Genomic DNA, 13212 nt, shown 5'->3' on the forward strand with positions numbered 1-13212 from the left:
TGATCCGTCGACGGAAGCCGTCCTCGCCGACGTCAGCGCAGGCGGCGACGCAGACGTCGAGCACGCCGTGCAGGCCGCCGCGCGCGCGTTTCCCGGCTGGAAACGCACGACGGGCGCCACGCGCGCGGCCCTGCTCCGCGCGATTGCGCGCGGCGTCGACGCGCGTCGCACGCGGCTCGCCACCCTGCAGTCGCTCAACAACGGCAAGCCGTTCGCCGAAGCCGAAATCGACGTCGCAGACGTGATCGCCACCTTCGACTACTACGCGAGCCTCGCGGATCGTCTCGACACGGACGCCGAAACCGAGATCGCGCTGCCCGGCGGCGACCATCGCGCGTGGATCCGGCGCGAACCGGCCGGCGTCGCCGCGCTGATCGTGCCGTGGAATTTCCCGATGGTGACGACGGCATGGAAGCTCGCGCCCGCGCTCGCGGCCGGCTGCACCGTCGTGCTGAAGCCGTCCGAAATCACGCCGCTGCCCGAGCTCGAACTCGCCGCGATCGCCGCCGAAGCGGGGCTGCCGCCCGGCGTGCTGAACGTCGTGACCGGCACCGGCCACGACGTCGGCGCCCGCATGTGCGCGCATCCGCTCGTCGCGAAGGTGTCGTTTACCGGCAGCACGGCGGTCGGCGCACAGGTCATGAAGACGGCCGCGGACACGATCAAGGGCGTCGGCCTCGAACTCGGCGGCAAGTCGTCGATCGTCGTGTTCGACGACGCCGACCTCGATCGGGCCGTCGAACTCGTCGCGGGCGGCGGCCTGTTCAACGCCGGGCAGATGTGTTCGGCAACCTCGCGCGTGCTCGTCGCCGCGCCGCTTGCCGACGCCCTGATCGCACGCCTCGCGCGGCGAATCGACGCGACCGTCGTCGGCCCGCCGTTCGCCCCCGGCGTGCAGATGGGCCCGCTGACGAATCGCGCGCAATACGAACGCGTGAAGCGCCACATCGCGCAAGGCCGCGCCGACGGCGCGCGGCTCGTGACGGGCGGCCATGCGCTCGACGGCCCCGGCTACTTCATCCGGCCCGCGCTGTTCGCCGACGTGCCGGCCGGCAGCGCGCTATGGTGTGAAGAAATATTCGGGCCGGTGCTGTGCGTCCGCGCATTCGACACCGAGGACGATGCGATCGCGGCCGCCAACGCTACCGAGTACGGGCTCGTCGCAACCGTCGTCACGCGCGACGCGGCGCGCGCCAGGCGGGTCGCCGACGCGCTCGAGGCGGGCGTCGTGTGGATCAACACGCCGCAGCTGATCTATCCGCAAACCTCATGGGGCGGCTACAAGCGCAGCAGCATCGGACGCGAGCTCGGCCCGTTCGGGCTCGCCGCCTTCCAGGAGATCAAGCAGGTCATGATGCCGGCCGGCTGAGGCCGCCGGCCCATGCGTTTACGTCATGCCGCGCATGCGGATATTTCGTTTGGCGCGGAAATTTGACCTCCCTACAGTTCATCACACCCCGCGCCGCAGTTCGGCGACCGGCATCGGACCACACGGCATCGTTCATCAGGAGACGGCCATGCAACACTTCAAGGCGGGAAGAAGGCAGGTGATCAAAACCCTCGGCACGGCGCTCGCTGCATCCGCCCTTCCGATGCCGTTCATCAGTACTGCGAAGGCACAGTCGAGCAGCTTCGCGGGCAAGACGCTGCGCCTGCTCACGTGGTCCGACGATACCGGCGCGGCCGCGCTGCGCAACATCGCGGAAAGCTTCAGCAAGCAGACCGGTGCACGCGTGATCGCCGATCGCGCGGACGGCACGTCGGGGATGGTCGCGAAGGTCAAGGCCGCGGGCGAGCGGCCGACCTACGACGTCATCACGCTCGCCGGCGTCGGCGCGGCAGGCCTCGCGGACGCCGGCCTGCTCGCGAAGCCGGACCTGAACCGGCTGCCGAACCTGAAGGACGTCGCGCCGCAATACCGCACGGGTGCGAACGGCTTCGGCATCGGCTACCTGCTGTGGTCGGACGGGCTGATCTACAACACGGCGACCGTCAAAAGCGCCCCGTCGAGCTACGAGGCGCTGTGGGATCCGAAGTATGCGGGCCGCCTGTTCCTGCCGCCGCCCGAGTGGGCCGAAGCGGTCGACCTCGCGATCATCGCGGCGAAGCTGGCCGGCGGTTCGCAGCAGAACATCGATCCGGGATTCAGGAAGCTCGCGCAACTGAAGGACCGCGTGATGACCCTCGGCGAAAACCCGAACCAGATCGCCGACCTGTTCCGCACGGGCTCGCTCGACATCGGCGGCCTCTATTCGCCCGCGTTCTTCCCCGACCAGATCCGCAAGCCCGACTACAAGATGGGCGTGACGTACGGGATGAAGGAAGGCTTCGCGACGCAGCTGATGTTCACCGTGATTCCGAAAGCGCACCCGGGCGACCTCGACCTGATCCACGCGTTCATCAATCATTCGCTCGACGCGGGCGTACAGGGCCGGATGGCGGCCGACGTCCTGAACGGCCCCGTGAACGGCAAGGCCGTGATTCCCGCGGCAAGCCGCGCGTTCGTGCCATCGCCGCAGCAGATCGCGGAGAAAGCCGTGCTGCATGACGACAAGGCGCTCGCGGCCGTGCAGCCGGCCTGGATCAAGCGCTACACCGGCCTCTTCTCGGCGTAACGACATGGCCTCCCTGTCCTCCTCCCGCGACGCAGGGCCGGCCGTCGCCGGCGCGGCCGGCGCGGGCACCGATGCGCCCGCGCTGCCGGGCGTGCCGCCCTGGCTGCTGCTCGCGCCGATCCTCGCGTTTCTCGCGGTGCTCGCCGCCGCGACGCTCACGGTGCTGCGCATGAGCGTCGGCGTGTCCGGCGACGAATGGCGGACCTTCACGCTGCAGAACTACGTCGATCTCGCGGACCCGTACTTCACGAAGTCGCTGTGGCTCACGCTGCGCCTCGCGTTCCAGAGCATGGTGTGTGCGGTGCTGCTCGCGATCCCGGTGGCGCTCGCGATGGCGCGGACCGAATCGCGGCTCGCACGCCGGTTGCTGCTCGCCGGCGTGCTGTTGCCGCTGCTCGTGAACCTGCTGCTGCAAGGCTATGGCTGGCTCGTGATGCTCGGCCCGGCCGGGTTGCTCAACCGCGCGCTGCTGGCCACCGGCGTGATCGGGCGGCCGCTGCAGTTGCTGTACCGCGAGCACGGCGTGCTGCTCGGACTGATCCAGACCGCGTTCCCGCTCGCCGTGCTGCCGCTGTCGAGCGCGCTGCGCGCGGTGTCCCGCGCGTACGACGAAGCCGCCGCGACGCTCGGCGCGAGCCGATGGCAGACGCTGCGGCACGTAACGTTGCCGCTCGCGATGCCCGGCCTCGTCTCCGGCGCGCTGCTCGTGTTCGCGTACAACGCCAGCGCGTTCGCGGTACCGCTGCTGCTCGGCGGCCGGCGCGTGCCGATGCTCGCGGTGCTCGTGCACGACCAGGTCGCACCGCTGCTCAACTGGCCCGCCGCCTCGGCATCCGGCATCGTGCTGATGGGCGCGACGCTCGTCGTGATGGCGGTTTCTCAGCGCCTCGTGCGCACCCTGCAACGCGCCGGCGAGGTGAACCGATGAATGCCCTGCTCCTGCGCGCGCCCATGCCCGGCCGCCTCGGACGCGTGACCGGCGTGCTCGCGACGCTCGTGCTGTTCGCCGCCGCGCTGCCGATCCTGACGATGATCACGATGTCGTTCGGCGCATCGGGCACGCTCGAATTCCCGCCGCGCGAATTCAGCCTGCACTGGTATCGCACTGCATGGCAGACGTTCGTGTCGTCCGATGCGGGCAGCGCGCAATCGATGGGCGCCGCGCTGACGACGAGCCTCGTCGTCGCGGTCGCGACGATGCTGATCGCGACCGCCGTGTCGGTACCCGCGGCTTACGCGCTGTCCCGCTATCGCTTTCGCGGCAAGTCGCTCGTCGAGCAGCTCGTCGCGTTGCCGATCGTCTATCCGCTCGTGATGCTCGGCCTCGCGCTGCTGATCGTGTTCAACGCGCTGCCGGTCGAACTCGGCATCGTGCGGCTCGTCGTCGCGCACGTGATCCTGACGCTGCCGTTCACGGTGAAGAACTGCGCGGCGTCGGTCGCGTCGATCGGCCCCGACTTCGAGGAAGCCGCGTGCCTGATGGGCGCCAGCCCGCGCCGCGCGCTCGTCGACGTCGTGCTGCCGCTGATGCGGCCCGGCATCCTCGCCGGGATGCTGTTCGCGTTCATCGTGTCGTTCAACGAATTCACGGTGACGTTCTTCCTGTACAGCATCGACACGATGACCCTGCCGGTCTGGCTCTACAGCCGCACCGTGTCGTCGCTCGACCCGACCGTGTTCTGCTTCGCCGTGTTCACGGTCGCGATCGACTTCGCGCTGATCTGGATGCTCGAAAAACTCGTCGGCGACAAGGGCGTCGCGCTCTGACGCGCGCACCGCGTTCGCCCTCGCCCGTGCAAGGAACCCTCATGACCCAGCTCATCCTCCAGAACGTGACGAAGCGCTTCCATCAGGCGTACGCGGTCGATCACGTCGATCTGTCGGTACCGGATGGCAAGCTCGTCTGCTTTCTCGGCCCGTCCGGCTGCGGCAAGACCACGCTGATGCGGATCATCGCCGGCCTCGAAACGCCGAGCGCCGGCACGCTGACGTTCGCCGGCCGCGACCTCACGCACGTGCCCGCCAACCGGCGCGACTTCGGCATGGTGTTCCAGTCGCTCGCGCTGTTTCCGCACATGACGGTCGCGCAGAACATCGCGTATCCGCTGCGGCTGCGCAAGACGGACAAGGCCGCGCAGGCCCGGCGCGTGGCCGAGCTGCTGGAGCTGATCCAGCTGCCGCACATGGCCGACCGGCTCGTCACGCAACTGTCGGGCGGGCAGCGCCAGCGCGTCGCGATTGCGCGCGCGATCGCGTCGTCGCCGCGCCTGCTGCTGCTCGACGAACCGTTGTCGGCACTCGACGCGAAGCTGCGCGAGGCGATGCAGGTCGAGATCCGGCTGCTCCAGCAACGGCTCGGCATCACGACGATCATGGTCACGCACGACCAGCGCGAAGCGATGACGATGGCCGACGAGATCGTCGTGATGGAGAAAGGCCGGATCCAGCAGGTCGGCCGGCCGCTCGACATCTATCGCGATCCGGTCAACGAATTCGTCGCCGACTTCATCGGCCTCGGCAACATCCTGCCGGTCGCGTGCGACGGCGACGACGCCATCGTCCTGCCAGGCGGGCAGCGTCTCGCGATCCGGCGCGCGCCGGACACGCCGCGCGCGACCGACGCCGTGCGCCTGCTGATTCGTCCCGAGGACATCTGCGTGCGCCCGGGCCAGCCGGCTGCGGCGCCGAATACGCTGGCCGGCACGATCACGTTCGTGCGCGACGTCGGCGCGTCGATCGAAGCGACGATCGACTGCCGGGGCTTCACGCTGACGGCCGCGACGACGCCGCGCGAGACGCCCGACCTCCACGTCGGCATGCCGGTACTCGCGGAACTGCCCGCCCACGCCTGCAAGCTCATCGCCGCCCGCGGCGCCTGATGTCTGTTCCTTTCTCCAGCGCAGCAACGAGGATCTCACCATGAACGCAACGACCCAAGCCACCCGCCACGTGCAGCACCTGCTCGCCCGTACCGCCTTCCTCTGCGCCTGTGCCGGCACCGCGGCCCTTGCCGCGTTCGCGCCGCTCGCGCACGCCGACGCACTCGACACGATCGCGAAATCGGGCGTCGTGCGCATCGGCGTGTTCGAGGACTACCCGCCGTTCGGCTCGATCGGCCCCGACATGAAGCCGCAAGGCTATGACATCGACATGGCGAACCTGATCGGCAAGGCGCTCAACGCGAAAGTCGAACTCGTGCAGGTCACCGGCGACAACCGGATGGCCTATCTCGCCGACCGCAAGGCCGACATGCTGCTGTCGGTCGGACAGACGCCGGAACGCGCGAAGGTGATCGACTTCTCGAACGCGTATGCCCCGTACTATCTCGCGGTGTTCGGCCCGAAGTCGCTGGCCGTGAAGGGCAACGCCGATCTCGCCGGCAAATCGGTCGCGGTCGCGCGCGGCACGCTCGAGGACCTGAGCGTCAGCAAGATCGCGCCGCCGAGCGCGACGATCAAGCGCTTCGACGATCCGAACGGCGCGATCGCCGCGTTCCTGTCGGGACAGGCGCAACTGCTCGTGGTCGGCAACGACGTCGGCGCGACGATCATCGCGCGGCATCCGTCGATCGATCCGGAGCAGAAGTTCTCGCTGTTCAGCTCGCCCGATCACGTCGGCCTGAACAAGAACGAGCCGCGCCTGATGCAGAAGGTCAACGACGCGATCGCCGGTGCAAAGAAGAGCGGCACGCTGAATACGTTGTCGCAGAAGTGGCTGCACGCGGCACTGCCGGCCGACCTGTGATGCGCACCGCCCCCGCCCCGCATTCACGACGAAAGGCATCGCGATGACCTACGTGTTCGACTTCAGCGACTTCGGCCTCTACGCCGGCATGCTCGCGCGCGGCGTCGGCGTAACGCTCGGCCTCACCGCGGCCGCCACCGTGCTGGGCGGCCTGATCGGCACCGCCGGTGCGTGGCTCGCGCTCGCCGGGCCGCGGTGGGCGCGCGCGCTCGTCGCGGCCTACGTCGAGCTGATCCGCAATACGCCGTTCCTGGTCCAGCTGTTCTTCATCTTCTTCGGGCTGCCCGGGATCGGCGTGCACATCGACGAAGCGCAGGCGGCCGTGCTGGCCATGACGGTCAACCTCGGCGCGTACGCGGTCGAGATCCTGCGCGCCGGCATCGAATCGGTGCCGCACGGGCAGGTGCAGGCCGCGCGGGCGCTCGGGCTGCACGGCCGGCAGGTGTTCGGTCACGTCGTGCTGCCGCAGGCGCTCGCGAACGTGTACCCCGCGCTGCTCGGGCAGGTGCTGATCGTGATGCTCGGCTCGGCCGTCGTGTCGCAGATCTCGGTGCCCGACCTGACCTACGCGGCGAACTTCATCCAGTCGCGCAATTTCCGTGCGTTCGAGATCTACATCGTCGTGACCGCGATCTACCTGCTGCTGTCGATCGCGCTGCGCATGCTGCTCAATCGCGTCGGCCGGCGGCTGTTCTCGGGCCGCACCCAGCGCGGCGCGGCAGCCACACCGCGGCGCGCCCGGTTTGCGCGCTTCACGTGGCGCGCCCGTTCCCCTGAATCCCACCTATCGACGGAGCGTGCACGATGATCGAATTCACCTTCCAGGATATTGCATGGAACCTGCTGCTCGCCGCGCGCTGGACCGTGCTGCTGTCGCTGATCACGTTCGTCGGCGGCAGCGTCGCCGGGTTCGCGCTGCTGGCGATGCGCATCTCGGCATCGGCCGCGCTGCGCCGCTTCGTGATCCTGTACGTCGAAGTGTTCCAGGGCACGCCGTTGCTGATGCAGCTGTTTCTCGGCTTCTTCGGCCTGCCGCTCGTCGGCATCGACGTCACGCCATGGGTCGCCGCGTCGGTCGTGCTGACGCTGAACGCAAGCGCCTATCTCGCCGACATCTGGCGCGGCTGCGTCGACGCGGTACCGCGCGGCCAGTGGAACGCGGCGGCCAGCCTCGGCATGACGTGGACCCAGCAATTGCGCGACGTGGTGTGGCCGCAGGCGTGGAAGATCGCGCTGCCGCCGACCGTCGGCTTCCTCGTGCAGGCGGTAAAGAGCACCGCGCTGACGTCGATCATCGGGCTGACCGAACTGACCAAGACGGGCAACATGATCACCAACGCGGTATTCAAGCCGTTTCCGATCTACGCGATGGTCGCGCTGCTCTACTTCGCGATGTGCTTCCCGCTGACGTGGTACGCCCGCGCGCTCGAACGCCGCTATCGCGTCGCGAAGGCACGCTGAACCGGCGCCACGCGCGCCTCATTACGATCCAGGACCCTCCATGATTTCCATCAGCAACGTTTCGAAGTGGTACGGCCAGTTTCAGGTCCTCGCCGACTGCACGACCGAGGTCAGGAAAGGCGAAGTGGTCGTCGTGTGCGGCCCGTCGGGCTCGGGCAAGTCGACGCTGATCAAGACCGTGAACGGCCTCGAGCCGTTCCAGCAGGGCGAGATCCTCGTGAACGGCCAGTCGGTCGGCGACAAGAAGACGAACCTGTCGAAGCTGCGCTCGAAGGTCGGGATGGTGTTCCAGCATTTCGAGCTGTTCCCGCACCTGTCGATCACCGAAAACCTGACGCTCGCGCAGGTCAAGGTGCTCGGGCGCGGCAAGGACGAGGCGAACGAGAAGGGCATGAAGCTGCTCGACCGCGTCGGCCTGAAGGCGCATGCGCACAAGTTCCCGGGCCAGCTGTCGGGCGGCCAGCAGCAGCGGGTCGCGATCGCGCGCGCGCTGTCGATGGATCCGGTCGCGATGCTGTTCGACGAACCGACGTCCGCGCTCGATCCGGAGATGATCAACGAAGTGCTCGACGTGATGGTCGAACTCGCGCAGGAAGGGATGACGATGATGGTCGTCACGCACGAGATGGGCTTCGCGAAGAAGGTGGCCCATCGCGTGATCTTCATGGACAAGGGCGCGATCGTCGAGGACGACCGCAAGGACAATTTCTTCTCGAATCCGAAATCGGAACGCGCGAAGGACTTCCTCGCGAAGATCCTGCACTGAGCGATGCCGCGGCGCGCCGTCACGCGCCCATTCCACCCCGACGCTCCCGATGAAACGACTTCCTTCCCTCAACGCGCTGCAGATCTTCGACATCGTTGCCCGTCACGGCAGCTTCACGCGCGCCGCCGAGCATCTGTGCCTGACCCAGGGCGCCGTGAGCCGGCAAATCCTCGCGCTCGAGAGCTTCTATCAGTTTGCGTTGTTCAAGCGCACGCCCAAGGGGCTGACGCTGACGGCCGAAGGTGAACTCCTGTTGCCGACGGTACGCGAAAGCTTTGCGCGCATCGAGGAGGTATCGATGCGTCTCTCGCGCAGGCGCACCGAACTCGCGCTGAAGGTGCCGACCTGCATGATGCAGTGGATGCTGCCGCGCATCATGCGGTTCCAGGCCGAGCACCCCGAACTCCAGGTGCAGATCACGACGACCTGGGATCATCACGTCGATTTCCGCATGGAGCCGTTCGACGCCGCCGTGATCTACGCTGCCGGCGGCGGCCCCGACATGCATGCGATCCCGTTGTTCGAAGAACGGCTCACGCCGGTCTGCGCGCCGAGCCTGCCGGCGCGGCAACCGCTCGCGAGTCTCGACGACCTGGCCGGTCACACGTTGCTGCATCCGACGCGCGATCATCGGGACTGGAAGCGGTGGCTCGACCATGCGGGCGCGCCGCACGTCGACTCGACGCGCGGCTTGAGCTTCGAAACGCTGGATCTCGCGACGCACGCGGCGATCGACGGCTACGGCGTCGCGATCGGCGACCGGACGCTCGCGGACGAAAGCGTGGCGGCGCACCGGCTGGTGATGCCGTTCGACATCTCGTTGCCGACGGGGATGGGCTATTACTTCGTGTATCCGGACGGTGCCGAACAGCAGCAGAAGATTCAGTTGTTCGGCGACTGGATCGCGAGCGAGCGCAAGGATGCCACGGGGGTCGCGCCGGGCTGAGCGGATGCCGTCATGGTGGACGGATTCAACGCAACCGCGCGCTACGGTTCGCGCCGGCATACCGATCCGGTTCGATGCGCAATGGCGTTGCCGGGGGCGCACCGGCCGCCCCGGCAACCGCGGCGATCGAACGGCCCAATCGGCCGTTCAGTCACCTGCCGCACACGCACCCCGCGTTACGGACAATTGCCGATGACGTAGTATCCGGCCGATGTCTGCGCCAGCGTGTTCGAGTAAAAGACATTGTCCAGCCCCATGCTCTGGTTCGATCCGTTCGCATAGGCCATGCCGCCTGAATCATGCGCACGGCCAGCCTGCACGTGCGCATAGTTCGTTGCCGTCGTCTCGGTACACGTGAAACTCGATTGCGTCGTCGCCGAAACCGCGGATGATTGCGCACTCTCCCCAGCATTCGGATCGATTTCCGACACGGTATACGAATAGGTCGTGCCGGCGATCAGCCCCGAATCGGTGTAGCTCGCGGATGCGGAAGAACCGGCCTTGCTCCCATTGCGATAGACGTTGTAACTGGTTGCGTTGGCAACGGCATTCCACGAAAGCGAAACGGTCGTCTGCGTGGTGCCGGCCACTGCCAGGCCCGTCGGTGCGGAGCCCGACGGCGCCGGGCCCGACACCGCGCGAAGGTTGTTCTTGACCCAGTAATCCATCAGGAACACCGGATAGTCGATGTGAGTGGCATCCACGTAGTTCGTGTTGTTGCCGCCGGATCCGGCCGGCCATGCATGCGACATCCCGGAAACCGAGATCTCGTGCGTCCGGACCTTGCCGCTGCTGTCGGAATACGGCGTGTTCGTTCCGCCACCCGGAATCGTCACTTTCGCGCCTTGAGTGAAGGTGCCGCCGTAAATGCTCCGGAACGCCGCCGTGTCGAGCGGACCGTAGGCCTGGGCCACCGTGTAATCCGATGTCCCCCAGACTGCCCCGGCAATCTGCGTCGAAAACTTGCTCACGTTGGCTCCCGCCCACGCCTTGCACTGGTTCGCCGCCGTCGTCGCCGTATAGCCGCTCGGCACGTAGCCGATCTGTGCCGTGGTCGTTCCCGGCGGCGGTCCGGCATTGATCCCGATCCCGGCGAAGATATCGGGTGCGATGCAACCCAGCACCATCGTCATGCCGCCGCCCGAAGACAGGCCGGTGACGTATACCTGGTTGGGATCGATCGCGTATTGCGCATTCGATACGAAGCGGTTCACCAGATCCAGCAGCACGCCGACATGCCCGGCACTGCGGCTCGGGGAGGTGTTCGCATAATCCCAGCAGTGATTGCTGTAGACGTTGCCGGTCGCGTTCGGCGCCAGGACGATCGCGCCGTACTGGTCGGCAATCGCCTTCCAGTTGAAACCGGCGCCCTTGCTGCCGTTGATCACGTCTCCGGCAGCGGTCTGCTGGCATCCGTGCAGCACCAGTATCAGCGCCCGCTGACCGTTGGGTGTCGTCGGCTGGCTCGCCGGCCAGTAGAAATAGCCGGTCAGGTTGCCGCCATTGACGGAATCCGCGGCCCAGGTCTGCTGCGCACTCCAGTTTCCGGGGCCGGGCGTGACAGCGGCCAATGCAGAAGTCGTTGCGAGCGCAGCGAAGAAACACACAAGCCATCGCCACTGGCGGCGTGAAAGCAATTGCATGACGTCTCCTTTACTTGTCTGGATACTGCGTACGAGGCTGGTTCGACGGGCGTGATGGTCCGTCCCGTCTTGAATGACCGGACGGTCCGGGTCGAGCGGTTCGACACGGCACCAACCGCGTCAGGGAGCGATCGAACGAACCGCGGTCACGCCCCGACGCCGACTGGATCACAAGCAGCATCCATGCCCGCCATCGACCGGCATTGCGCGACCAGTGCAGCCGCCATCGTTGCTGCGGCGCGCCGCTTCACAAGCCAACACGGCTTCGCGCCGCCTTCCCGCCGCCATTCCGACCCACCACGAAAAGTGAGGAATCCGCACTTCATTTCCGCGAATATGCCGGCTCGCGCAACGAAACGCGATTGATAAGGGGAATTCCCACTCCCCTGCGAATCCACAAGTTGAGACACTGCTCGCCTTCGTCTCCAACCCGAGACGGTTCGCGACAAGCAGGACCGGGCGGCACTGTCACACAACAAGGAGAAAATCCGAATGGCAACCGAGGTCGGCACCATCCTGAGCGACTACAGCTATGTATGGGGGCGCGCAATGCGCTCGCTCTTCGAAACCTTCAACCATTCCAGCGAGGGCACGCTGATCGTCGACCGGCAGGCCAAGGTCGTCTGGATCAACGAAAAGTATGCCGCCCACTTCGGCTTTGCCGATCCGAAGATCGCGATCGGTCTCGATTGCGAGGCGGTCATCCCCAACAGCCTCATGCGGGAGGTCGTCGAAACCGGCAAACCCATCCTGCTGGACATCATGGAAACCGAGCACGAGCCCTTCGTCGTGACGCGCTTGCCGCTGAAGGACGACAACGGCGCGATTATCGGCGCCATCGGTTTTGCGCTGTTCGGGGAGCTGAAGGCGCTCACACCGCTGTTCAGCCAGTATTCGCGCCTGCAAGCGGAACTCATCGCGGCGCGCCACGCACTGGCCCAGACAAGGCGAGCCCGCTACGGGCTGTCGAATTTCGTCGGCACGAGCCCCGCCAGCATGGAAGTGAAACGTCTCGCGCGCCGCGCGGCCCAGGTCGATTCCCCCGTGCTGCTGCTCGGTGAAACCGGTACCGGCAAGGAGCTGATCGCCCATGCGATACACGGCTTGTCGGCGCGCGCCGACAAGCCGTTCGTCGCCGTCAATGTGGCGGCGATTCCCGATTCGCTGCTCGAGGTCGAACTGTTCGGCGCAGCTGCGGGCGCCTATACCGGCGCCGACCGAAAAGGCCGCGTGGGCAAGTTCGAACTGGCTCACGGCGGCACGCTGTTCCTCGACGAGATCGGCGACATGCCGCTGTCGCTGCAGAGCAAGCTCCTGCGCGTGCTTCAGGAAAAGGAATTCGAACCGCTGGGCTCGAACCGCGTGGTCGTGAGCAATGCAAGGATCATTGCGGCAACCTCGGTCGCCCTTCCCGAGCTCGTCGCCGCACGCCGCTTCCGCGCCGACCTCTACTACCGGCTCAACGTGCTCACCATTCAAACGCCACCGCTGAGAAAGCGCACGCTCGATATCGCCGCGCTGTCCGACATGATCCTCGACGAACTGGCGGCACACCACCGTATCGATCGCCCGGCGCTCAGCGAGGACGCGCTGCAACTGCTGCACGCGCACACGTGGCCGGGGAATGTGCGCGAATTGCGCAACACGCTCGAACGCGCGGTGATGTTTTCCGATCGCCCGTGCATCACCGCGAACGTGCTGGCGCCGTTCGTCGGAGACGACGTCGACGCAACGCTTTCCGATCCCGAATTCGTCCGGAAACCGGCCGCGGCGCCGGACTTCGACATCGACGGCACAAGCTACGAGGACGCGATGCGATCGTTCGAGAAGCGCTTTCTCAGCGCCGCGCTACGGTCCGAAGACGGATGCGTATCGAAGGCGGCCGCACGAATCGGCATCGGACGCGCGACCCTCTACAAGAAAATGAGTGTGCTCGGGATTTGACGTCGGTCGATGTCAGCCGTTCCTCCCGTCCGGAGCGAAGCATCCGACACACGCGGGATGCCGCGTGACGGCATGGGCGTGCGCCATTCGTCT

The 13212-nt window shown here is 66.8% G+C and carries 12 protein-coding genes; 11 read left to right on the top strand and 1 reads right to left on the bottom strand.

The features are described from left to right. The 10 genes from G3N64_RS08240 to G3N64_RS08285 all read left to right on the top strand — a co-directional run. Positions 1–1369, top strand: a 1369-nt coding sequence (locus tag G3N64_RS08240) for an aldehyde dehydrogenase family protein (RefSeq protein WP_205783386.1), incomplete at its 5' end; no start/stop codon positions are given. Positions 1370–1517: 148 nt separating this feature from the next. Beyond that, positions 1518–2615: an extracellular solute-binding protein gene (locus tag G3N64_RS08245; RefSeq protein ID WP_205783387.1), complete on the top strand. Its 1098-nt coding sequence runs from the start codon at positions 1518–1520 to the stop codon at positions 2613–2615. Between the two features lie 4 nt (positions 2616–2619). Continuing rightward, positions 2620–3543 carry an ABC transporter permease gene (locus G3N64_RS08250; protein ID WP_205783388.1) on the top strand — a complete coding sequence of 308 codons (924 nt, stop codon included), beginning with the start codon at positions 2620–2622 and terminating at the stop codon, positions 3541–3543. Beyond that, a complete protein-coding gene (locus G3N64_RS08255) occupies positions 3540–4382 on the top strand; it encodes an ABC transporter permease (protein WP_205783389.1) in 843 nt (280 codons plus the stop codon). Before G3N64_RS08250 ends, G3N64_RS08255 begins: the two co-directional genes overlap by 4 nt. 41 nt (positions 4383–4423) lie before the next feature. Next, positions 4424–5494 carry an ABC transporter ATP-binding protein gene (locus G3N64_RS08260; protein WP_205783390.1) on the top strand — a complete coding sequence of 357 codons (1071 nt, stop codon included), beginning with the start codon at positions 4424–4426 and terminating at the stop codon, positions 5492–5494. Between the two features lie 40 nt (positions 5495–5534). Next, positions 5535–6359, top strand: a complete 825-nt coding sequence (locus tag G3N64_RS08265) for a transporter substrate-binding domain-containing protein (protein WP_205783391.1) — start codon at positions 5535–5537, stop codon at positions 6357–6359. A 43-nt stretch (positions 6360–6402) separates the two neighbouring features. Further along, on the top strand, positions 6403–7167 hold the full coding sequence (locus tag G3N64_RS08270) for an amino acid ABC transporter permease (protein ID WP_205783392.1): 765 nt from the start codon (positions 6403–6405) through the stop codon (positions 7165–7167). Beyond that, the gene (locus tag G3N64_RS08275; protein ID WP_205783393.1) at positions 7164–7820 is read left to right on the top strand and encodes an amino acid ABC transporter permease; all 657 of its coding nucleotides are present in this window, start codon (positions 7164–7166) and stop codon (positions 7818–7820) included. The genes G3N64_RS08270 and G3N64_RS08275 overlap by 4 nt, the downstream gene beginning before the upstream one ends. 40 nt (positions 7821–7860) lie before the next feature. After that, complete coding sequence (locus tag G3N64_RS08280) at positions 7861–8586, top strand: amino acid ABC transporter ATP-binding protein (protein WP_205783394.1); 726 nt, start codon at positions 7861–7863, stop codon at positions 8584–8586. Between the two features lie 49 nt (positions 8587–8635). Further along, positions 8636–9532, top strand: coding sequence for a LysR substrate-binding domain-containing protein (locus G3N64_RS08285; protein ID WP_205783395.1), 897 nt, complete (start codon positions 8636–8638; stop codon positions 9530–9532). Between the two features lie 176 nt (positions 9533–9708). Here the strand turns inward: G3N64_RS08285 and G3N64_RS08290 are convergent, their stop codons facing one another. Then, complete coding sequence (locus G3N64_RS08290) at positions 9709–11175, bottom strand: PHB depolymerase family esterase (protein ID WP_205783396.1); 1467 nt, start codon at positions 11173–11175, stop codon at positions 9709–9711. A gap of 492 nt (positions 11176–11667) precedes the next feature. On the opposite strand from G3N64_RS08290, the gene G3N64_RS08295 reads away from it, so the two are divergent. Beyond that, positions 11668–13119, top strand: a complete 1452-nt coding sequence (locus tag G3N64_RS08295) for a sigma 54-interacting transcriptional regulator (RefSeq protein WP_205783397.1) — start codon at positions 11668–11670, stop codon at positions 13117–13119. Positions 13120–13212 lie beyond the last annotated feature (93 nt).

Source organism: Burkholderia sp. Ac-20344, from assembly GCF_017104975.1.
In the GTDB taxonomy this organism is placed as follows: Bacteria; Pseudomonadota; Gammaproteobacteria; order Burkholderiales; family Burkholderiaceae; genus Burkholderia.

Coding starts and splice junctions, on each gene's coding strand:
- G3N64_RS08245 (WP_205783387.1), top strand. CDS start 1,518: ATGCAACACTTCAAGGCGGGAAGAAGGCAGGTGATCAAAACCCTCGGC.
- G3N64_RS08250 (WP_205783388.1), top strand. CDS start 2,620: ATGGCCTCCCTGTCCTCCTCCCGCGACGCAGGGCCGGCCGTCGCCGGC.
- G3N64_RS08255 (WP_205783389.1), top strand. CDS start 3,540: ATGAATGCCCTGCTCCTGCGCGCGCCCATGCCCGGCCGCCTCGGACGC.
- G3N64_RS08260 (WP_205783390.1), top strand. CDS start 4,424: ATGACCCAGCTCATCCTCCAGAACGTGACGAAGCGCTTCCATCAGGCG.
- G3N64_RS08265 (WP_205783391.1), top strand. CDS start 5,535: ATGAACGCAACGACCCAAGCCACCCGCCACGTGCAGCACCTGCTCGCC.
- G3N64_RS08270 (WP_205783392.1), top strand. CDS start 6,403: ATGACCTACGTGTTCGACTTCAGCGACTTCGGCCTCTACGCCGGCATG.
- G3N64_RS08275 (WP_205783393.1), top strand. CDS start 7,164: ATGATCGAATTCACCTTCCAGGATATTGCATGGAACCTGCTGCTCGCC.
- G3N64_RS08280 (WP_205783394.1), top strand. CDS start 7,861: ATGATTTCCATCAGCAACGTTTCGAAGTGGTACGGCCAGTTTCAGGTC.
- G3N64_RS08285 (WP_205783395.1), top strand. CDS start 8,636: ATGAAACGACTTCCTTCCCTCAACGCGCTGCAGATCTTCGACATCGTT.
- G3N64_RS08290 (WP_205783396.1), bottom strand. CDS start 11,175: ATGCAATTGCTTTCACGCCGCCAGTGGCGATGGCTTGTGTGTTTCTTC.
- G3N64_RS08295 (WP_205783397.1), top strand. CDS start 11,668: ATGGCAACCGAGGTCGGCACCATCCTGAGCGACTACAGCTATGTATGG.